Source organism: Pseudonocardia yuanmonensis (genome assembly GCF_039542425.1).
GTDB classification, from domain to species: Bacteria; Actinomycetota; Actinomycetes; order Mycobacteriales; family Pseudonocardiaceae; genus Pseudonocardia; species Pseudonocardia yuanmonensis.
In genome coordinates, this window is record NZ_BAABIC010000003.1 from 269068 (window position 1) to 289375 (window position 20308).

General features: G+C 75.2%; 16 protein-coding genes and 1 pseudogene. 1 reads left to right on the forward strand and 16 read right to left on the reverse strand.

Going from position 1 to position 20308, the window contains the following annotated elements; genetic code table 11:
- Window positions 1-19: 19 nt before the first annotated feature.
- From rpe to metK, 6 genes and pseudogenes are all read right to left on the reverse strand, one after another.
- Window positions 20-709 carry a ribulose-phosphate 3-epimerase gene (rpe, locus tag ABD990_RS05895; RefSeq protein WP_345379061.1) on the reverse strand — a complete coding sequence of 230 codons (690 nt, stop codon included), beginning with the start codon at window positions 707-709 and terminating at the stop codon, window positions 20-22.
- Window positions 710-1212: 503 nt separating this feature from the next.
- Window positions 1213-2655 (reverse strand): annotated as a pseudogene (locus ABD990_RS05900) (RsmB/NOP family class I SAM-dependent RNA methyltransferase); the annotation flags it as partial.
- Between the two features lie 695 nt (window positions 2656-3350).
- Window positions 3351-4283, reverse strand: a complete 933-nt coding sequence (gene fmt, locus ABD990_RS05905) for a methionyl-tRNA formyltransferase (protein WP_345378860.1) — start codon at window positions 4281-4283, stop codon at window positions 3351-3353.
- On the reverse strand, window positions 4280-4828 hold the full coding sequence (def, locus tag ABD990_RS05910) for a peptide deformylase (RefSeq protein WP_345378862.1): 549 nt from the start codon (window positions 4826-4828) through the stop codon (window positions 4280-4282). Before def ends, fmt begins: the two co-directional genes overlap by 4 nt.
- Before the next feature lie 70 nt (window positions 4829-4898).
- A complete protein-coding gene (locus ABD990_RS05915) occupies window positions 4899-6971 on the reverse strand; it encodes a primosomal protein N' (protein ID WP_345378863.1) in 2073 nt (690 codons plus the stop codon).
- 94 nt (window positions 6972-7065) lie between these two features.
- Entirely contained in the window at window positions 7066-8268 is a 1203-nt protein-coding gene (metK, locus tag ABD990_RS05920; RefSeq protein ID WP_345378864.1) for a methionine adenosyltransferase, read from the reverse strand.
- Window positions 8269-8681: 413 nt separating this feature from the next.
- Here metK and ABD990_RS05925 point away from each other — a divergent pair, with 413 nt between their 5' ends.
- Complete coding sequence (locus ABD990_RS05925) at window positions 8682-9095, forward strand: SH3 domain-containing protein (protein ID WP_425569489.1); 414 nt, start codon at window positions 8682-8684, stop codon at window positions 9093-9095.
- Window positions 9096-9321: 226 nt separating this feature from the next.
- Here the strand turns inward: ABD990_RS05925 and coaBC are convergent, their stop codons facing one another.
- The 10 genes from coaBC to ABD990_RS05975 all read right to left on the reverse strand — a co-directional run bounded on the left by coaBC (window position 9322) and on the right by ABD990_RS05975 (window position 20239).
- Complete coding sequence (gene coaBC / locus ABD990_RS05930) at window positions 9322-10536, reverse strand: bifunctional phosphopantothenoylcysteine decarboxylase/phosphopantothenate--cysteine ligase CoaBC (protein ID WP_345378867.1); 1215 nt, start codon at window positions 10534-10536, stop codon at window positions 9322-9324.
- Between the two features lie 47 nt (window positions 10537-10583).
- Window positions 10584-10856 (reverse strand): DNA-directed RNA polymerase subunit omega, encoded by a 273-nt coding sequence (gene rpoZ, locus ABD990_RS05935; protein ID WP_051736485.1) that lies wholly within the window; start codon window positions 10854-10856, stop codon window positions 10584-10586.
- A gap of 2 nt (window positions 10857-10858) precedes the next feature.
- A complete protein-coding gene (gene gmk / locus ABD990_RS05940; protein ID WP_345379063.1) occupies window positions 10859-11440 on the reverse strand; it encodes a guanylate kinase in 582 nt (193 codons plus the stop codon).
- A gap of 47 nt (window positions 11441-11487) precedes the next feature.
- Entirely contained in the window at window positions 11488-11802 is a 315-nt protein-coding gene (gene mihF, locus ABD990_RS05945; protein WP_345378868.1) for an integration host factor, actinobacterial type, read from the reverse strand.
- Between the two features lie 289 nt (window positions 11803-12091).
- On the reverse strand, window positions 12092-12481 hold the full coding sequence (locus tag ABD990_RS05950; protein WP_345378870.1) for a response regulator transcription factor: 390 nt from the start codon (window positions 12479-12481) through the stop codon (window positions 12092-12094).
- 190 nt (window positions 12482-12671) lie between these two features.
- The gene (gene pyrF / locus ABD990_RS05955; RefSeq protein WP_345378872.1) at window positions 12672-13517 is read right to left on the reverse strand and encodes an orotidine-5'-phosphate decarboxylase; all 846 of its coding nucleotides are present in this window, start codon (window positions 13515-13517) and stop codon (window positions 12672-12674) included.
- A complete protein-coding gene (gene carB / locus ABD990_RS05960) occupies window positions 13514-16816 on the reverse strand; it encodes a carbamoyl-phosphate synthase large subunit (RefSeq protein ID WP_345378873.1) in 3303 nt (1100 codons plus the stop codon). Before carB ends, pyrF begins: the two co-directional genes overlap by 4 nt.
- Entirely contained in the window at window positions 16816-18009 is a 1194-nt protein-coding gene (gene carA, locus ABD990_RS05965; protein ID WP_345378874.1) for a glutamine-hydrolyzing carbamoyl-phosphate synthase small subunit, read from the reverse strand. The genes carB and carA overlap by 1 nt, the downstream gene beginning before the upstream one ends.
- Window positions 18006-19298 carry a dihydroorotase gene (locus ABD990_RS05970; RefSeq protein ID WP_345378875.1) on the reverse strand — a complete coding sequence of 431 codons (1293 nt, stop codon included), beginning with the start codon at window positions 19296-19298 and terminating at the stop codon, window positions 18006-18008. The genes carA and ABD990_RS05970 overlap by 4 nt, the downstream gene beginning before the upstream one ends.
- Window positions 19295-20239 carry an aspartate carbamoyltransferase catalytic subunit gene (locus ABD990_RS05975; RefSeq protein ID WP_345378876.1) on the reverse strand — a complete coding sequence of 315 codons (945 nt, stop codon included), beginning with the start codon at window positions 20237-20239 and terminating at the stop codon, window positions 19295-19297. Before ABD990_RS05975 ends, ABD990_RS05970 begins: the two co-directional genes overlap by 4 nt.
- Between the last annotated feature and the right edge of the window lie 69 nt (window positions 20240-20308).

Sequence of the window (20308 nt, forward strand, 5' to 3'; positions counted from 1 at the left end):
GCCGGGCGGGCCGGGACGGTCACCCCGACCACCGCGGGTGCGCGGACACCGCCTGCTCGCGCAGCGCGGCCACGGCCTTGCCGGGGTCGTCGGCGCCGTAGACGGCCGAGCCCGCGACGAAGCAGTCCACACCCGCCTCGGCCGCGGCCTCGATGGTGGAGGCGGAGATGCCGCCGTCGATCTCCACGAGGACGTTCAGGTGCCCGGTGTCGACGAGCCGGCGCGCCTCGCGCACCTTGTCCAGCACCTCGGGCATGAACGCCTGGCCGCCGAAGCCGGGCTCGACGCTCATCACCAGCAGCGTGTCGTAGTGCTTGAGGAGCTCGACGTACGGGTCGAGCGGGGTGCCCGGCTTGATCGACAGTCCGGCCTTGGCCCCGGCCGCGCGCAGGTCCTTGGCCAGCATCACCGGGTCGGCGGCGGCCTCGACGTGCACGGTGACGTTGTAGGCCCCGGCCTCGGCGTACCCCGGCGCCCAGCGGTCCGGGTCCTCGATCATGAGGTGACAGTCGAGCGGGATGTCGGTCGCCTGGAGCAGCGACTCGACGACCGGCAGGCCGAGCGTGAGGTTCGGGACGAAGTGCGCGTCCATCACGTCGACGTGCAGCCAGTCGGCACCGCGTCCCTCGCCGGCGGCCCGGTCGGAGACCGCCGCGGCCTCGTCGGCGAGGTGGGCGAAGTCGGCGGACAGGATGCTCGGGGCGATCAGGGGACGCACGACCGCAGGGTACTGCCCGGCCCCACCGAGGCAGCCCCCGCGCACCCTCCGGACTCCGTCGAGACGCAGCTCACAAGGCTCGTCGAGCGGGGCGGGCAGGAAGACACCCCGCTGTGCGCGCCACACCCGCTGGGGCGCCACCGCGCACCCGCACGCCGCTCCCACACCCCGTCGACGGCCTGTACGGCGCTTCGGCGGGTGTGCGAGCTCGGATCGGGAGCCTGGACTTCGATGCCGCTCGGACGCGCCGGAGCGGGCCACGGCGCGGGGTGCCGGTGGCACACCCGTTCCGGCGTTCCACACCTCGTCGACCGGGTGTGCGACCGACCCCGCGGGTGTGGGACACGGCGGCGGCGGGTGTGCGAGGACCGGCCGGATGTGCCGAGCGTCAGAGCTCGCGCGCGGGCCCGGCCCTGCACGGCCGAGCCGGGGGCCGTGCTGCGCGGGCGCGAGCCGGGCGCCGGGCCGGGGCTGTGCGGCGCGGACGTCGGCGCTCAGGCGGTTCGGCGGAGCAGGGTCAGGAACATGGCGTCCGTGCCGTGCCGGTGCGGCCAGAGCTGCACGTGCGGGCCCGGGCCGAGCTCCGGGACACCCGGGAGGTACTCCCGCGCGTCGAGCCGCTCGACGGTCACGCCGAGGTCCTTGCGGCGGACGATCCCGCCCACCACGCCGACCGTCTCGGACAGGTGCGGCGAGCACGTCACGTACCCCACGACACCGCCCACCCGGACGTGCCGCAGCGCGGCGAGGAGCAGCTCCCGCTGGAGCTTGGCCAGCCCGGAGACGTCCTCGGGCCGGCGCCGCCAGCGCGCCTCGGGGCGGCGGCGCAGTGCACCGAGCCCGGTGCAGGGCGCGTCGACGAGCACCCGGTCGAACACCCCGTCCGGCAGCGGAGCCTCCCGGCCGTCGGCGTGGTGGACCGTGACCGGCAGGCCCTCGGTCGACTTGCGCACCAGGTCGGCGCGATGGTCGGCCTGCTCGACGGCGTCGAGCGTGCCCCCGTCGAGCCCGACGAGCGCGCCGAGCAGCACCGCCTTGCCGCCCGGGCCGGCACACAGGTCCAGCCAGCGGCCGGTGTCCTCGCCCACGAGCTCCACCCGCGCGAGGGCCAGGGCGACGAGCTGGCTGCCCTCGTCCTGCACGGTCGCCACGCCCTCGCGGATCGCGTCGAGCTCGCCGACCTCGCCGCTGCCGGGCTCGAGGTGCACCCCGTACGGGGAGTACGGCGCCTCGGTCCCGCCGGTGACCAGCGCCAGCTCCTCGGCGGTGATCTCGCCCGGCTTCGCCAGGAGGTGGACGGCCGGGCGGGCGTCGTCCGCGGCGAGCGCCGCGGGCAGCTCCTCGTGGGAGCCGAGCGCGTCGGCGAACGCCTGGCCGATCCACTTCGGGTGGGCGTGCACGAAGGAGGCGTGCCCGACCGGGTCCTCCTTCTCGTCCGGCGCGAGCTCGGCGAGCCAGGCGTCGGCGCCCTTCGCCGCGGCGGTCTCGGCGACCTTGCGCAGGATCGCGTTCACGAAGCCGGACGACCGGGAGCCGGCCAGGCCGCGGACGATGTCGACCGAGGTCGCGACGGCCGCGTGCTCCGGCACGCGCATCCGCAGCAACTGGTAGGTACCGAGCCGCATGGCGTCGACCAGCGGGCCCTCGATGCGGTGCAGGGGCCGGTCGGCGCAGGCCTCGATCACCGCGTCGAGCTGGCCGGCGGCACGCAGGGTCCCGTAGCCGAGCTCGGTGGCCAGACCTGCGTCCCGGTCCTTCAGCCGGTACCGGCGCAGGATCGACGGCAGGACGAGGTTGGCGTACGCGTCGCGCTCGCGCACCGCGGTGAGCAGCTCGAACGCCGCCTGCCGGGCCGGGTCGCCGGCGGGCGGGCCCGGCGGGTTCGCCCGACGACGGGGCGGGCCGGAGTTCCGGGGCCCCGCGCCGCGGTCGCGCCGCGGGCCGCCCTGACGGCGGTCACCGCCGCGCTCACCCCGGCCGCCCCGATCACGGTCGCCCCACTGGCCCCGGTCGCGGTCGCCGCGGCCCCGGTCGCCCGGGCCGCGGTCACGATCGCCCCAGCTCCGGCCACGGTCGCCGCGTTCCCGTTCGCCCTGCCCGCGGTCGCGGTCGCTCGACCCGCGCTCACGATCGCCCCAGCTCCGGGCATGGTCCTCCCGGCCCCGGTCGCCCTGCCCGCGGTCACCGCTGCTCGGGCCACGCTCACGGTCGCCCCAGCTCCGGCCCCGGTCGTCCCGTCCCCGGTCGTCCCGCCGCCGATCGTCACGTCCCCGGTCGTCCCGAGCGCGGTCGTCGCGCTCGCGGTCCCACTCGCGCCGGCCACCGCCACGCTGATCGCCGCGCCACCCCCCGCCGCCCTGGTCACCGGACCGGCCACCGCCGCGCTCGGAACGCCGACCACCGTCGCCCCGGCCACCCCGCGGCCCGCCGTCACGCGGCCCGCCCCGGGATCCGCCCTGGGGCCCCCCGCGCGGTCCACCACCGGAGCCGCCCCGGTCGCCGGCTCGGTCGCCACCCCGGTCGTCACCGCGCCGGTCGAAACCCCGCCGGTCGAAACCCCGCCGGTCGCCGCGCTCGCCCCGCCCCTCGGGACCGGACCGGTCGCCGCGGCGGCGCTCGTCGTCCTGCTCGCTCACGACAACGACTCCCCCGCCTCGATCCGGACGCCGCGGGCCCAGTCCGCCGCCGGCATCGCCTTCTTCCCCACCGGGCGGACCTCGCCCAGCTGCACCGGCACGGTGGCCGTGCCCACCAGCACCCGCTTCTTCTCCGCCCGCAGCTCGCCGGGCTTGAGGTCGGTCTCGCCGGTGCGCACCGGGGTGACCGGCCCGAGGCCCAGGCGTTGACCGCGGAACTCCGTCCAGGCGCCGGGGTCCGGCGTGGTCGACCGGATGAGCCGGTCCAACGGGACGGCCGGCGCGGACCAGTCCACCCGGGCGTCCGCCACGGTGACCTTGGGCGCGTGCGACACGCCGTCCGCCGGCTGCGGCACCGCGCGCAGCGTGCCGTCCTCGATACCGTCCATGGTCGCGACGAGCAGGGCGGCGCCGGAGCGCGCGAGCCGGCCGAGCAGGTCGCCCGAGGTGTCCCGCTCGCCGACCGCCTCGGTGACCACGCCGTAGGTCGGGCCGGTGTCGAGCCCCTCCTCGAGCAGGAAGGTCGTGGCGCCGGTGATCTCGTCCCCGTGCCGGATCGCCGCCTGCACCGGCGCGGCGCCACGCCACGCCGGGAGCAGCGAGAAGTGCAGGTTGACCCAGCCGTGGGCCGGGACGTCGAGCGCCACCCGCGGCACCAGCGCCCCGTACGCGACGACGGGCGCGCAGTCCGGCGCCAACTCGCGCAGCGCGTCGAGGAACTCCGGGTCCTTGGGCCTGGCCGGGGTGAGCACGGGCAGGCCGGCCTCGTCGGCGAGCGCCCCGACGGGCGAGCGGACGAGCCGGCGGCCGCGCCCGGCCGGGGCGTCCGGCCGGGTCAGCACCCCGACGACCTCGTGCCGCGGCGACTCGAGCAGCGCCCGCAGCGCCGGCACGGCCGGCTCCGGGGTGCCCGCGAAGAGCAGCCTCAACGGGCTTTCCCGAACATCGGGTGCGGGCTGACCTTGACGACCGGCTCGGGCCGGCCGAACCAGTCCGCGGCGCGGATCTCGGCCATCGCCCGCTTGCGGGTCTCCGGGTCGAGCCGGTCGACGAACAGGACGCCGTCGAGGTGGTCGGTCTCGTGCTGGATGGCCCGCGCCAGCTTCGCGGTGCCCTCGACCGTGATCGGCTCGCCGTGCATGTTCCAACCGGTCGCGACCACGTTCAGCGCCCGGCGGCAGTCCCAGCCGAGCCCGGGGATGGACAGGCAGCCCTCCGGGCCGAACTGTTCCTCGCCGTCGACCGCGTTCCAGGTCGGGTTGACCATGTGCCCGGCCACGCCGTCGACCTCGAAGCTGAACACGCGCAGCCCGACGCCGATCTGGGGCGCGGCGAGGCCGGCGCCGCCCTCGTCGTGCATGGTGTCGGTGAGGTCGGCGACGAGCTTGCGCAGCTCCGCGTCGAAGGTGGTGACGGGCGCGGCGGGGGTGCGCAGCACCGGATCGCCGAACAGGCGGACGGGCTGAACGGACACGGAACTCCAAACGATCGGGATCTGCCCCGATTGTGCCACCCGGGCCGGGAGCGGCCGGTCGCCGGAGCGGTCAGCCGATCTCGGCCGGATCGAGCCGCACCCGGACGGCGTCGGGTGCCTTGCGCGTGCTGCGCGAGGCCTGCGCGGCGTGCAGGTGCCGGGCCAGCGCCCGCCCGTCCGTGCGCGGGACCCGCAGCAGCGCCCGCTCCCGCACCTCGCCCGCGCTCTCCCCGGGCTCGGGCGGCGTGTCGATCTCCACCGGCCCGAGCACCTCGACCTCCGGGCCCCCGTCCTGCGCCGCGGCGAGGACCGCGTCGACGACGTCGGCCACCGCGCCGGGCGTGCCCTCCACCGCCGCCATCCGCACGGCCGGCGGGAACCCGACCTCCGCCCGGGACGCGAGCTCCTCGGCCGCGAACCCGGCCGGGTCCCAGCGCACGAGCGCCTGCACGACCGGGATCGCCGACTCGGCGACGACGATCACGCGGCCGCCGTCGGCGTGCGGCCGGACCAGCGCCGCCGCGGCGAGCCAGCGGCGCAGCGCCTCCTCCGCGACCCGCAGGTCGGCGCGGGAGAGCATGGCCCAGCCGTCGAGCAGCAGCGCGGCCCCGTACCCGCCCGGCACGGTGGGCTCGGCCCCCGGTGTCGCGACGACGATCTCGGGCCTGGTGGGCACCGAGGCCAGGACGGGCGCGCCGCCGCCCGAGGTCTTCACGGGCACCCCCGGGAAGGCCCGGCCCAGCTCCTCCGCGGTTCGTCGCGACCCGACCACGCCGGCGCGCAGGCGGCGCGACCCGCAGCCGCCGCAGCGGAACGCGGGCTCGGCGCGCCCGCACCAGCGGCAGGTCGGCAGTCCCGGGTCGGCGTCCGTGCCGCCGCGCGGGAGGCCCAGCGGGCCGGCGCAGTGCCGGCAGCGCGCGGGCTCGCGGCAGTGCGCGCAGGACAACCACGGCAGGTACCCGGCGCGCGGGACCTGCACGAGCAGCGGACGGCCCGCGGCGAGGGCCTGCCGGGCCGCCTCGAACGCGACGGCCGGGACCCGGGCCGCGCGGGCGTCCGGGTCCCGGGCGAGCTGGGTGTCGGTCTCGCCGATCGCGGTGACCCGCGGGGCGGCGGCCCGCACGGTGGCCCGGTCGCCCACGATCGCCGACGCCCACCGGGACTCGACCAGCAGCTGCGCCTCCGCGGTGCGGGCGAACCCGCCGACCAGCAGCGCGGCGCCCGCGGCGTGCGCGCGGGCCACCAGCACGTCCCGGACCTGCGGATACGGGGCGCGCGGCTCGGCGTGGCTGTCGTCGCCGTCGTCCCACACGGCGAGCAGGCCCAGCTTCTCGACGGGCGCGAAGGCCGCCGACCGGGTCCCGACGACGGCGCGCACCGCCCCGCGGCGCACGGCCAGCCAGCGCCGGTACCGCTCGGCCGGCCCGAGCTCGGCGGTCAGCGCGACCACGGCGTCGGCGCCCAGCTGCTCGCCCAGCGCGGCGCAGGCGGCGTCGACGTCCCGCTGGTCGGGCACCACGAGCAGCGCCCCGCGCCCGGCGGCGAGCGTCGCCGCGGCCGCCTCGGCGAACCGCGCGGGCCACGACTCCCCCGGCAACGCCTGCCACACGGCGTGCGCGGCCCGCCCGCCCGCCAGCGCGTCGAGGTACGCCGCCCCGTGCTGGTAGCGCGCCCAGGCGGCGGGGTCGGGTGCCTCGACGGGCGGCAGCTCCCGCTCGCGCGGGGTCTCCGCCTCGATCCGGGCGTGCCGCGGCGGTACCGCCATGCGCACGACGTCGGCGAACACGCCCGCGTACCGGTCCGCGACCGCCCGGCAGAGCGTCGCGACCTCCGCGGTGAGTACGGGCTCGGGCGAGACGACCTTGTCGATCCACGCCAGCCGCCCGGTGTGCCCGGACTCCTCGACCCGCTCGAGCAGGTACCCGTCGACCAGCCGGCCCGCGAACCGGACCCGCACCCGCACGCCGGGGCGGGCCTGCTCGTCCAGGTGGGTGGGCACCCGGTAGTCGAACGGCCGGTCCAGGTGCGGCAGCGGGACGTCGACGGCCACCCGGGCGACCGGCTGCACCGGCGCCGCGGTCCACTCCCCGCGCGTCCGCGCCGCCGGCGCCCTCCGGACGGCCTTTCGCACGGGCCCGCTCACACTCACCCCTCACGCACTCCCGGAGCGCACGAACGGCACTCTCGCTCACCAGATGTGAGCGAACGCGCCGCTCGCCCGATCGAGCAGCCGGGTCTCAGGCCCCCGCGAGCGACTTCAGCGCCTCCGCGCGCGAGGTGTCCTCCCACGGCAGCGCGATGTCCCGGCGGCCGAAGTGGCCGTAGGCCGCGGTCGGCGCGTAGATCGGGCGCAGCAGGTCCAGGTCGCGCACGATCGCGGCGGGCCGCAGGTCGAACACCTCGGTGATCGCGCTCTCGATCTTCGCCGGGTCGACGCGGGCGGTGCCGAAGGTCTCCACGAACAGGCCGACCGGGGCCGCCTTGCCGATCGCGTAGGCGACCTGCACCTCGATCCGCTCGGCCAGCCCGGCCGCGACGACGTTCTTGGCCACCCAGCGCATCGCGTACGCCGCGGAGCGGTCCACCTTCGACGGGTCCTTGCCGGAGAAGGCGCCGCCGCCGTGCCGGGCGAACCCGCCGTAGGTGTCGACGATGATCTTGCGGCCGGTGAGCCCGGCGTCGCCCATCGGACCGCCGATCACGAACCGGCCGGTCGGGTTGACCAGCAGCCGGACGTTCGAGGTGTCCAGGCCGAGGTCCCCGATCTCCGGCTGGACGATCTTCTCCAGCACGTCCGGCGCGAGCATCCCGTCGAGGTCGACGTCCGCCGCGTGCTGCGTGGAGAGGACCACCGTGTCGACGCGGACGGGCTTGTCGCCGTCGTACTCGATGGTGACCTGGGTCTTGCCGTCCGGGCGCAGGTACGGCAGCACGCCGCTCTTGCGGACCTCGGTGAGCCGCCGGGAGAGCCGGTGCGCGAGCGCGATCGGCAGCGGCATCAGCTCGTCCGTGTCGGTGTTCGCGTAGCCGAACATGAGGCCCTGGTCGCCGGCGCCCTGGCGGGCGATCTCGTCGTCGATCGACTCGACCCGGCTCTCGTACGCGGTGTCGACGCCCTGGGCGATGTCCGGCGACTGCGCACCGATGGCCACGTTGACGCCGCAGGAGTTGCCGTCGAAGCCCTTCGACGACGAGTCGTAGCCGATCTCGAGGATCTTGTCCCGGACCAGGCCGGGGATGTCGGCGTAGGCGCTGGTGGTGACCTCGCCCGCCACGTGCACCTGACCGGTGGTCACGAGGGTCTCCACCGCGACCCTGCTCTTCGGGTCCTGGGCGAGGAGCGCGTCGAGGATCGTGTCGCTGATCGCGTCGCACATCTTGTCCGGGTGACCCTCGGTCACCGACTCGCTGGTGAAGAGCCGACGGCCCACGTTCGCCACGCGCCACTCCTGCCGAGGTCGTCGCTCCCCTGGCGGCGTTGCCGGCTCCGCCGCTGACGCGGGCGGGGCGGGGTGCTGATCGCTGGTTGCTGTCGACCGCAGGGTAGTCGACCGGGGCCCTCCGCAGGCGACCACGCTCGCGCCGTGACCGACCGTGACGGATCGTGTCGGCAGCGCACCTCCCGCCACCCCTTCGGGTGGACCCCGGCCGGGGTCCCGAATCGGTAACGGGCGGCGTCGTTGGGACCGGTGACACCGCAGCCGCACCCGGCCGACGCCCCCGCGTCGCCCGCTCCGGGTCGCGGTCGACCCACTCTCGGAGGTTCCTCCCCATGAAGGTGACTGCACTGCAGCGACCCGGCCGCGCCGCCGCGGCGGTCGGCGGCGTGCTCGCCGTCGGCGCTGCCGGGCTGATGGCCGTGCTCGCCGGCACCGCGTCCGCCGCGACCACCGGTACCTGCACCGACAACGTCAACGTCCGCGAGGAGCCGGCGGAGGACGCAGCCATCGTCGCCGTCTGCGACCGCGGCACCGAGGTCCAGGTCGGCGAGACCCGCAACGGGTTCGTCAAGCTGGAGAACCTCGACGGCTGGGCGGTCGAGGACTACGTGAAGACGGACGGCACCGCCGCCGACGCCGACACCCCGGAGGACGCCGGCCTCACGCGCGGCGAGGACGGCGGGAACGGCGCCCCGGAGACCACCGACGCCCCGTCGGCCTCGGGCACCGACTCGCCGGAGAACGCCCCGGCCGACGGCGAGGACGGCGGCGAGGAGGCCCCGGCGGAGCAGGCGCCCCGGGGCGTGGGCGGCCTGTTCGGCGGCTGATCCCGCCGCGCACGGACGAGGGGCGGTCCCGCGGGACCGCCCCTCGTGCGTTCTCGGGTCGTATCGGGCCGTGGCGACCGCTCGGTCGGGCCGCCGGTCCGACCAGCCCGCTCGGTCGGGCCGCCCGGTCGGATCGGCCCGTTCGGTCGGGCGCCGGTCGAATCAGGCCCCTCGGTCTGGCTCGGGCTGGCCCGCTCGGTCGGGCCGGCCGTCAGCGGGCCGCCCGTCAGGCCAGCCGTGCGGCGACCGCGTCCCACAGGCGCGAGGCCAGCAGCGCCTTGGAGCCGTTCGGGACCACCGTCTCGCCGCCGTCCGCGCCGAGCAGCCAGCCCTGGTTCTCGGTGTTCTCGAAGGCCCCGCCCTCGCCGACCCAGTTGACCAGCAGCAGGTCGCAGCCCTTCTTCGCGAGCTTGCGGCGGCCGTACTCCAGCACGTCCGCGGTGTCGTCCCCGGTCTCGGCGGCGAACCCGACCACCACCTGGCCCGGATCCCGGGCCGCGACCAGCTCGGCGAGGATGTCCGGGTTGAGCGCCAGGTGCAGCGCCTCGGGCTCCGACCCGTCCTTCTTGATCTTGTGCTCGGCGAGCGCGGCGGGCCGGAAGTCGGCGACCGCGGCGGCCATCACCACCGCGTCCGCGCCCTTGGCGGCCGCGTGCATCGCCTCGCGCATCTCCAGTGCGGACCCGACCTTCACGACCTCGACGGCCGCGGGGTCGGCCAGCTCGGCCGTGTGCCCGGCGACGAGCGTGACGTGCGCGCCGCGCTGGGCTGCGACCTTCGCCAGCGCGTACCCCTGCCGGCCGGACGACCGGTTGCCGAGGTAGCGGACGGGGTCGAGCGGCTCGCGGGTGCCCCCGGCGGAGACGACCACGCGCCGGCCCTCGAGGTCCCGGGGCAGCGCGTCCGCCCGCTCGAGCAGCAGCCGGGCGACCTCGGCGATCTCGGCGGGATCGGGCAGCCGGCCGGGACCGGTGTCCTTGCCGGTGAGCCGCCCGGACGCGGGCTCCATGACGATGGAGCCCCGCTCGCGCAGGGTCGCGACGTTGGCCCGGGTGGCCGGGTGCTCCCACATCTCGGTGTGCATCGCCGGGACGAAGAGGACCGGGCATCGGGCGACGAGCAGCGAGCCGGTGAGGAGGTCGTCCGCCCTGCCCTGCACCGCCCGGGCCAGCAGGTCCGCGGTGGCGGGGGCGACGACGACCAGATCGGCCTCCTGGCCCAGCCGCACGTGCTGGACCGACGGCACGTCCGAGAACACGCCGGTGTGCACCGGCTGCCCGGACAGCGCCTCGAAGGTGGCGGCGCCGACGAAGTGCAGTGCCGACCCCGTGGGCACCACGCGGACGGAGTGCCCGGTCTCGGTGAGCCGGCGGAGCACCTCGGCGCTCTTGTAGGCGGCGATGCCGCCCGCCACGCCGAGCAGGACCTTCGGTGTCGTCATGCCGTCGTCACGCCACGGTCAGGCCGTGCCCACGCAGCCGGCCGGGCTCACTCGCCCTCGGTGTGCTCGAGCAGGCCGCTCTGGATCTCGCGCATGGCGATCGACAGCGGCTTCTCGCGGGGGCCGGGCTCGACCAGCGGCCCGACGTACTCCAGCAGGCCCTCGCCGAGCTGGGAGTAGTAGTCGTTGATCTGCCGGGCGCGCTTGGCCGCGTAGATCACCAACGCGTACTTCGAGCTGACCTTGTCGAGCAGGTCGTCGATGGGAGGGTTGGTGATGCCCTCGGGGGTGGAACCGGCGACCGCGCCGGTCAGCGGCATGCTCACTCAGAAACTCCAGAGACGGACGAGTGCGGGACTTCCGCGGGTGCGACCAGCAACTCTACCAACCGGTCGACGACGGCCTGCACCTCGTCGTTGACCACGACGACGTCGAACTCGTCACGCGCCGCCATCTCCTCGATCGCGGTGCGCAGCCGGCGCTCCCGGACCTCCGGGGTCTCGGTGCCCCGGTCGGTGAGCCGCCGGGCCAGCTCCTCGAAGGAGGGCGGCTCGACGAACACCGTGACCGACTCCGGCATGACGCGCTTGACCGAGCGGGCGCCCTGCAGGTCGACCTCGACGAGCACCGGGTGCCCGGCGGCGAGCTCGCGCTCCACCGGCTCCCGGGGGGTCCCCGAGCGCTGCAGTCCGCCGTGCACCTCGGCCCACTCCAGCAGTTCGCCCGCGGCGATCAGCCGGTCGAACTCGGCCCGGTCGACGAAGTGGTAGTGGATCCCCTCGACCTCGCCCTCCCGCGGCGCCCGCGTGGTCGCGGAGACGCTGAAGTGGAGGTCGGGGAGCTCCGAGCGGAGCCGGTCGACGATGCTGCTCTTCCCGACCCCCGAGGGGCCCGCGAGCACCATCAGCCGGCCCCGGCGGGGCGGCGGTCCTGCCGGCACGCCGCCCCCGCTCAGGAAGGGAACTCGTTCAGCAGCGCCTTGCGCTGCCGCTCGCCCAGGCCGCGCAGGCGGCGGCTCGGGGCGATCTCGAGGCGCTCCATGATCTGCGCCGCGCGGACCTTGCCGACGCTGGGCAGGGCCTCGAGCAGGGCCGACACCTTCATCTTGCCGAGCACCTCGTCGGTGTCCGACTGCTTCAGCACCTCGGCGAGGGTGATCCCGCCGCGCTTGAGCCGGTCCTTCAGCTCTGCCCGGGCCCGGCGGGCGGCCGCGGCCTTCTCCAACGCGGCGGCACGCTGTTCCTCGGTCAGCTGGGGAAGGGCCACGGTCTCCTCCGTCTTTCGTCGTGCGCGATGGCGGTCGCCGGTGGGGGCGATCGCCGTCCCCGGTGGGTTGTGCCGGGGTCGGGAGCGAACGTACCCACGCACCCGTTCGGGATGCCAACGGGGGTGCCACCTGTGGGTTTGATGCCACAGGCCCGGTCGTCCACACCCGTCCGGGTGATACCACGAGCGGCCGCGCGGAGGCTACGCCGACGCGCCCGTTCACCGCTCGGGACCGGCGCGTCGCCGGTGGCGTCCGTCACGGACGGGCCGCCCGCGGGCGCTCCGGGGCTCAGCCCGCCTGCTCCACCGACCGCAGGGCGCGCAGCCGGGCCGGCGTGAGGTCCTCCTTGTTGATGTACGCCACGGCCCCGCACTGCGCGGCGTCGCCGGGCAGGTCGTCGAGGGCGTAGGTCGACAGGAGCACCACGACCGCGTCCGGATCGCTCGCGAGGATGCGCCGGGTGGCCTCGATCCCGCTGATCCCGGGCAGGTTGATGTCCATGAGGACGACCGCGGGATGCACCCGTTCGGCCTCGACGAGGGCCTGCTCGCCCGTCTCCGCCTCGGCCGCGACGCGCCAGCCGCCGACCATCCCGACGACGGTGCGCGCCACCGTCCGGAACGGGCGCTGGTCGTCCACGATCAGGACGTCCACCACCTCGTCCGACGAACCGGCCACTGTCGACACCTCCGCGTCCCCCGACACGCACGGCACCCGTCCCGACCGCGCGGTTCCGCCCAGCCTGCCGGGCCGCACCGACGGGCGCCATGGTGCCACCACCCCCTCCGAACGGGTGAATCCCGGGCCCGGAGGTATCAGACGCCCGCCGCAGGTGATCGGCGGCCGCCGGTGGCGGGGGACACCGCCCTCAGCGCAGGGCGGTGAGCGCGGCGGCCAGCTCGTCCCGCTGGGCCTCGGCGGCGGCCCGCAGCGCCGCCACGCCCGGCCCGGCCCTGAGGATCGAGCGCGAGGCGGCGGGCAGGACCAGCCCGGACAGGCCCGCGAAGCGCTCCGCGACGTCCCGCGGGGTCGCGCCCTGCGCCCCGAGCCCCGGGGCCAGCACGGCGCCGTTCAGCGCGCCGAGCTCGAGCCCGTGGTCGTGCGTGGCGCCCACGACCACCCCGACGTCGCCGAGCGGCGACGCCCCGGTGTTGCGCCCGGCCGCGCCGTCGACCATCGCCTGGGCGACGGTGCGCCCGTCCGCCGCGGCCGGCTCGCGGGCGAGCTGCACCGAGCCGCCCTCGGGGTTGGAGGTCCGGGCCAGCACGAACACCCCGCGCCCGGCCTCCTCGGCGGCGCGGAAGGCCGGCTCGAGGGAGCCGAACCCGAGATACGGCGAGACCGTGATCGCGTCCGCGGCGACGGCCGCGCCGACGCCGAGGTAGGCGTCGGCGTAGCCGTCCATGGTCGAGCCGATGTCGCCGCGCTTGACGTCGAGCAGCGACAGCGTCCCGCGGCCGGCGAGATCGGCGAGGGTGCGCTCCAGGACCGCGATCCCCCGCGAGCCGTGCCGCTCGAAGAACGCCGCCTGCGGCTTCACGACGGCGACGTGCCCGGCCAGGGCCTCGACCGCGGCGGCGCAGAACCGGGACAGCCCGTCCGCGTCGTCCGTGAGGCCCCACTCGGCGATCAGCCCGGGGTGCGGGTCGATGCCCGCGCAGAGCGGCCCGAAGCGGTCCACCGCCGCCGCGAGCCTCGCCCCGAACCCGGTCACGGGCGCGCCTTCTTCAGCGCGGCGTGCGCGTCCTGCAGCGACCGGACACCGATCGAGCCGCGCAGCTTCGCCTCGATGCCCTGCACCGCCGCCGAGGCGCCCTGCACCGTGGTGATGCACGGGACGCCGCGGGAGACCGCCGCCGCCCGGATCTCGTAGCCGTCGACGCGCGGCCCCGAGTTCCCGTACGGGGTGTTGACGATCAGCGCGACCTCGCCGGCCAGGATCTGGTCGACGATCGTCTCGCCCTCGTCCTTCTGCGAGTGCTTGCGCGCGACGGTCACCGAGATGCCGTGCCGGCGCAGCACCTCGGCGGTGCCCTCCGTGGCGAGCACCTCGAAGCCGAGGTCGGCGAGCCGGCGCACCGGGAAGACCATGGCGCGCTTGTCCCGGTCCGCCATCGACACGAAGACCTTGCCCGCCTCCGGCAGTGAGCCGTACGCGGCGGCCTGGGACTTGGCGAACGCGGGCCCGAAGGACGCGTCGATGCCCATGACCTCGCCGGTCGACTTCATCTCCGGGCCGAGCAGCGGGTCGACGCCCTGCCCGCTCGGGGTGCGGAAGCGGTTGAACGGCAGCACCGCCTCCTTGACCGCGACCGGCGCGTCCGCGGGCAGCTCGCCGCCGTCGCCCTGCTGCGGGAGCATCCCCTCCGCGCGCAGGTCGGCGATCGAGGCGCCCAGCATGATCCGCGCCGCGGCCTTGGCCAGCGACACCGCGGTCGCCTTGGACACGAACGGCACCGTGCGCGACGCCCGGGGGTTGGCCTCCAGCACGTAGAGCGTCTCGCCGTGCAGGGCGTACTGGACGTTGAGGAGGCCCTTCACCCCGACTCCGTGCGCGATGGCCTCGGTCGAGGTCCGCACCGCCTCGAGCACGCTGCGGCCGAGCGTGATCGGCGGAAGGGTGCAGGAGGAGTCGCCGGAGTGCACGCCGGCCTCCTCGATGTGCTCCATCACGCCGCCGATGAAGACCTCCTCGCCGTCGCACAGGGCGTCGACGTCGATCTCCACCGCGTCGTCGAGGAACCGGTCGACGAGCACGGGCCGGTCCGGCGAGATCGTCGTGGCGCGGGCGATGTAGCCGGCCAGCGAGGACTCGTCGTACACGATCTCCATGCCGCGACCGCCGAGCACGTACGACGGCCGCACGAGGACCGGGTAGCCGATCCGGTCCGCGATCTCGCGGGCCTGCTCGAAGCTCGTCGCGGTGCCGAACGCCGGAGCCGGCAGGCCCGCCTTGCGCAGCACCTCGCCGAACGCCCCGCGGTCCTCCGCCAGGTCGATGGCCGCCGCGCTGGTGCCCACCACGGGCACGCCGGCGGCGGTGAGCCGCTGGGCCAGGCCGAGCGGCGTCTGCCCGCCGAGCTGCACGATCACGCCCGCGACGTGCCCGGACTCCTGCTCGGCGTGCACCACCTCCAGGACGTCCTCGAAGGTGAGCGGCTCGAAGTACAGGCGGTCCGCGGTGTCGTAGTCCGTGGACACCGTCTCCGGGTTGCAGTTGACCATGACGGTCTCGAACCCGGCCTCGCGCAGCGCCTGCACCGCGTGCACGCACGAGTAGTCGAACTCGATGCCCTGGCCGATGCGGTTCGGGCCGGAGCCGAGGATGAGGACCTTCGGCTTCTCGGTCTGCGGCGTGATCTCCGACTCCGCCGCGGGGTCGGTCTCGTAGGCGCTGTAGTGGTACGGCGTCCGGGCCGCGAACTCCGCCGCACACGTGTCGACGGTCTTGTACACGGGCCGGATGCCGAGTCGGTGGCGCAGCGTCCGCACGCCGTCCTCGCCGGCGAACTCGGGGCGGATCGCCGCGAGCTGCCGGTCGGAGAGGCCGGCCCGCTTGGCCCGGCGCAGCAGCGTCCCGTCGAGCACGGGCGCGGCCTCGATCTCCGCGCGCAGCTCCACGAGCAGCTGGACCTGGTCCACGAACCACGGGTCGATGCCGGAGATCTCCGCGACCTCGTCGACCGTCCGGCCGGCCCGCTGCGCGCGCTCGACGGCGTAGATGCGCCCGTCGGTGGGGTTGCGGATCTCGTCGTCCGTCGGCGGGGAGGCCGGGTCCGGCGTGGTCCAGAAGCCGACCGCGGAGCGCTCCATGGAGCGCAGCGCCTTGCCGAACGCCTCCGGGAAGGAGCGGCCGAGCGCCATGGCCTCGCCGACGCTCTTCATCGTCGTGGTGAGCTCGGGGTCGGCGCCCGGGAACTTCTCGAACGCGAACCGCGGGATCTTGACGACGACGTAGTCCAGCGTCGGCTCGAACGCGGCCGGGGTCTCGCCGGTGATGTCGTTGCGGATCTCGTCGAGGGTGTAGCCCACGGCGAGCTTCGCGGCGATCTTCGCGATCGGGAAGCCGGTGGCCTTCGACGCCAGCGCCGAGGACCTGGAGACGCGCGGGTTCATCTCGATGACGACGAGCCGGCCCGTGTCCGGGTGGACCGCGAACTGGATGTTGCAGCCGCCGGTGTCGACGCCGACCTCGCGCAGCACGGCGATGCCCACGTCCCGCATGTGCTGGTACTCGCGGTCGGTGAGGGTCATGGCCGGCGCGATGGTGATCGAGTCGCCGGTGTGCACACCCATCGGGTCGAGGTTCTCGATCGAGCAGACGACGACCACGTTGTCGTGGTGGTCCCGCATGAGCTCGAGCTCGAACTCCTTCCAGCCGAGCACGGACTCCTCGATCAGCACCTCGGTGACCGGCGACGCGGCCAGCCCCGCGCCGGCGAGCCGCTCGAGCTCCTCGTCGGTGTGCGCCATGCCGGAGCCGAGCCCGCCCATGGTGAACGACGGCCGGATCACGACCGGGAGCCCGAGCTCGCCGACGGCTGCCCGGACCTCCTCCATCGAGTGGCAGACCGCCGAGCGCGGCACGTCGCCGCCGACGGCCTGCACGATCTCCTTGAACTTGAGCCGGTCCTCGCCGCGCTGGATCGCGTCGACGTCCGCGCCGATGAGCTCGACGCCGTAGCGCTCCAGCACCCCGTTCTCGTGCAGGGCGATCGCGGTGTTCAGCGCGGTCTGCCCGCCCAGGGTCGCCAGGAGGGCGTCCGGCCGCTCGGCGGCGATGACCTTCTCGACGAACTCCGGGGTGACCGGCTCGACGTAGGTGGCGTCGGCGAACTCCGGGTCCGTCATGATCGTCGCCGGGTTGGAGTTGACCAGCGAGACCCGCAGGCCCTCGGCGCGCAGCACGCGGCAGGCCTGGGTGCCCGAGTAGTCGAACTCGGCGGCCTGTCCGATCACGATCGGGCCGGAGCCGATCACCATCACGTGCCGGATGTCCTCGCGGCGCGGCATCAGACCGCTCCCCCGTTCTGGTCGAGCAGGCGGTGTCGGCCGCCGGTCTCCTCGGTGCCGGCCTCCCCGTGGGTGACGGGGTTGTCGGTCATGAGCTGGCAGAAGCGGTCGAACAGGTCCGCGGCGTCGTGCGGGCCCGCGGCCGCCTCCGGGTGGTACTGCACGCTGAAGGCCGGGAAGTCCAGGCCGGTGAGGCCCTCGACGCAGCCGTCGTTGGGGCAGGTGTGGCTGACGACGCCGGTGCCGAACGGGGTGTCGAAGCGCTCCCCCGCGCTGCCCTCGACCGCGAAGCCGTGGTTCTGCGAGGTGATCGCGACCCGTCCGGTCGCGTGCTCGACGACCGGGATGTTGATCCCGCGGTGGCCGTAGCGCAGCTTGTAGGTGCCGCGGCCGAGCGCTCGGCCCAGGATCTGGTTGCCGAAGCAGATCCCGAACAGCGGGATCCGCCGCTCCAGGACCTGCCGGGTGAGCTCGACCGGGACGTCCGCCGTGGCCGGGTCGCCCGGGCCGTTGGAGATGAACACCCCGTCCGGCCGGATCGCGAGCAGCTGCTCCAGCGAGGTGTCGGCGGGCAGCACGTGCACCTCGATGCCGCGCTGGGCCATCATCCGCGGGGTGTTGAACTTGATCCCCACGTCCAGCGCGGCGACGGTGAACTTCTTCTCGCCCACCGCCTCCCGCACGTACGGGCTCTTCGTGGTGACCGCGCCGTAGAGGTCCGCGCCCTCCATGCCCGGGCTCTGCCGCACGCGCTCGACGAGCATCTCGTCCGAGCCCAGGGAGGTGCCGGAGAAGACGCCGGCGCGCATGGCGCCGCGCTCGCGCAGGTGCCGCACCACGGCGCGGGTGTCGATGCCCGCGATGCCGACGATCCCCTGCCGGCGCAGCGCGTCGTCCAGCGAGCCGGCGGCCCGCCAGTTCGACGGCCGGCGGGCGGGGTCACGGACGGCGTACGCGGCGACCTGGATGCCGGTGGACTCGTCGTCCTCGTCGTTCCAGCCGGTGTTGCCGATCTGCGGCGCGGTCTGCACCACGATCTGCCGGTGGTAGGAGGGATCGGTGAGGGTCTCCTGGTAGCCGGTCATCCCGGTGGTGAACACGGCCTCGCCGAGGGCCTCCCCCACGGCGCCGAACTCCTCGCCGCGGAAGATCCGCCCGTCCTCGAGGACGAGCACCGCCTGCCCCGTCGTCATGCCATTACCTTCCCGTCGCGGGCCGTGACCCGGCCACGCAGAACCGTGGCGACCGCCGCTCCGGGCAGCCGCATTCCCTCGTACGGCGTGTTCGCCGCCTTGCTCGCCAGTGCCGCGCCCCGCACCGTCCACTGCGCGTCCGGGTCGACCAGCGCGAACGTCGCCGGTTCCCCGACGGCGATCGGCCGGCCCTGGTCCGCCAGGTTGCCGATCTCGGCGGGCCGTTCCGACATCACCCGCGCGACGCCGTGCCAGTCCAGCAGGCCCGGCTCGACCATGGTGTGGATCACCACCGACAGCGCCGTCTGCAGGCCCAGCATGCCCGGCTTCGCGGCCGCCCATTCCGTGTCCTTGTACTGGGACGCGTGCGGGGCGTGGTCGGTCGCGACGACGTCGATCACGCCCTCGGCCAGCGCCTCGCGCATCGCCTGGGTGTCCGCCCCGGTGCGCAGCGGCGGGTTGACCTTGTTGACAGGGTCGTAGCCGGTCAGCCGCCCGTCCGTGAGCAGCAGGTGGTGCGGGGTGACCTCGGCGCTCACCCGCACGCCCTGCGCCTTCGCCGCCCGCAGCACCGCGATCGAGTGCAGCGAGGAGACGTGGCAGACGTGCAGCGCGGCACCCGCCTCGCGGGCCAGCGCGCAGTCCCGCGCGACGATCGTCTCCTCGGCGGTGGCGGGCCAGCCGGCCAGGCCCAGCCGGGACGCGATCGGGCCCTCGTGCGCCTGGGCGCCGCCGGTCAGCCGGTGGTCCTCGGCGTGCTGGGCGATCACGACGTCCAGCGCGCTCGCGTACTCCAGCGCCCGGCGCATGATCAGCGGGTCGTGCACGCAGCGGCCGTCGTCGGAGAACATCCGCACCTGCGCCGCCGACGCCGCCATGGTCCCGAGCTCGGCGAGCTTCTCGCCCTTCAACCCGGTGGTCACGGCACCGACGGGGTGCACGTCGACGAGGCCGACCTCCTCGCCGCGGCGCCGCACGTGCTCCACGACGACGGCGGTGTCGGCCACCGGGTCCGTGTTCGGCATGGCGAAGACCGCGGTGAACCCGCCGAGCGCGGCGGCGTGCGAGCCCGTCTCGATCGTCTCGGACTCCTCGCCTCCCGGCTCGCGCAGGTGCACGTGCAGGTCGACCAGCCCGGGGAGCAGGACGTTCCCGCCGGCGTCGAGCACCTCGGTGCCCTCGGGTGCGCTGAGTCCGGTGCCGATCTCGGCGACGACGCCGTCGCGGACCAGCAGGTCCACGGCGTCCTCGCCGTAGGGCTTCGCGTCGGTGATGAGCAGGTCTGTCATTCGGGCGCTCCGGCCAGCAGGTGGTAGAGGACGGCCATCCGCACGTGCACGCCGTTGCGCACCTGGGCGAGGACCGCCGCGTTGGGGGCGTCGGCCACGGCGGGCGCGATCTCCATGCCGCGCACCATCGGGCCGGGGTGCAGCACGGGCGCGCCCTCCGGCAGCAGCCCGAGCCGGTTCTCGTTGAGCCCGTAGGCGATCGAGTACTCGCGGGCGGAGGGGAAGAAGCCGCCGTGCATGCGCTCGGCCTGCACGCGCAGCATCATCACCGCGTCGAGCGCGGGCAGCTCGGCGTCGAGGTGGTGGCTGACCCGGCACGGCCACTCGGCCACGCCCGTGGGCAGCAGCGTGGGCGGGGCGATCAGCACGACTTCCGCACCCAGCGTCGACAGCAGCAGCACGTTGGACCGGGCGACCCGGCTGTGCAGGACGTCCCCGACGATCCCGATCCGCCGCCCGGCGACCGAGCCGAGCCGCTCCCGCAGGGTGGCCGCGTCGAGCAGGGCCTGGGTGGGGTGCTCGTGGGTGCCGTCGCCGGCGTTGACGATCGAGGTGTGCGTGCCGGTGTTCGCGGCGTCCTTGTCGGCCCAGCCGGCGATGCGGTGCGCCGCGCCCGAGGCCGGGTGTCGCACGATCACGCAGTCCGCGCCCATCGCCGAGATGGTCAGCGAGGTGTCCCGCAGCGACTCGCCCTTCGACACCGACGAGCCCTTGGCGCTGACGTTGATCGTGTCGGCGCTCATCCACTTGCCGGCGATCTCGAAGGACACCCGGGTGCGGGTGGAGTCCTCGTAGAACAGGGTGACGACGGTGCGGCCGCGCAGCGTGGGCAGCTTGCGGACCTCGCGGCCCAGCAGCGTGTCCTTGAGCCTGCTCGCGGTGTCCAGCAGGCCGGTCGCGGTGGCCGCGTCCAGGTCCGCGATCGAGAGCAGGTGCCTCACGCGCCGCCCCCGTCGACGGTGGGCTCCCGGGGCTCCGCCTCCGCACCGATGGTCGGCTCCGCGGGCTTC

What these genes read in the sequence shown, in the direction of transcription:
- ABD990_RS05925 (WP_425569489.1), top strand. Translation starts at nt 8,682, where the DNA reads ATGGCCGTGCTCGCCGGCACCGCGTCCGCCGCGACCACCGGTACCTGC.
- coaBC (WP_345378867.1), bottom strand. Translation starts at nt 10,536, where the DNA reads ATGACGACACCGAAGGTCCTGCTCGGCGTGGCGGGCGGCATCGCCGCC.
- rpoZ (WP_051736485.1), bottom strand. Translation starts at nt 10,856, where the DNA reads ATGCCGCTGACCGGCGCGGTCGCCGGTTCCACCCCCGAGGGCATCACC.
- gmk (WP_345379063.1), bottom strand. Translation starts at nt 11,440, where the DNA reads ATGGTGCTCGCGGGCCCCTCGGGGGTCGGGAAGAGCAGCATCGTCGAC.
- carB (WP_345378873.1), bottom strand. Translation starts at nt 16,816, where the DNA reads ATGCCGCGCCGCGAGGACATCCGGCACGTGATGGTGATCGGCTCCGGC.
- carA (WP_345378874.1), bottom strand. Translation starts at nt 18,009, where the DNA reads ATGACGACGGGGCAGGCGGTGCTCGTCCTCGAGGACGGGCGGATCTTC.
- ABD990_RS05970 (WP_345378875.1), bottom strand. Translation starts at nt 19,298, where the DNA reads ATGACAGACCTGCTCATCACCGACGCGAAGCCCTACGGCGAGGACGCC.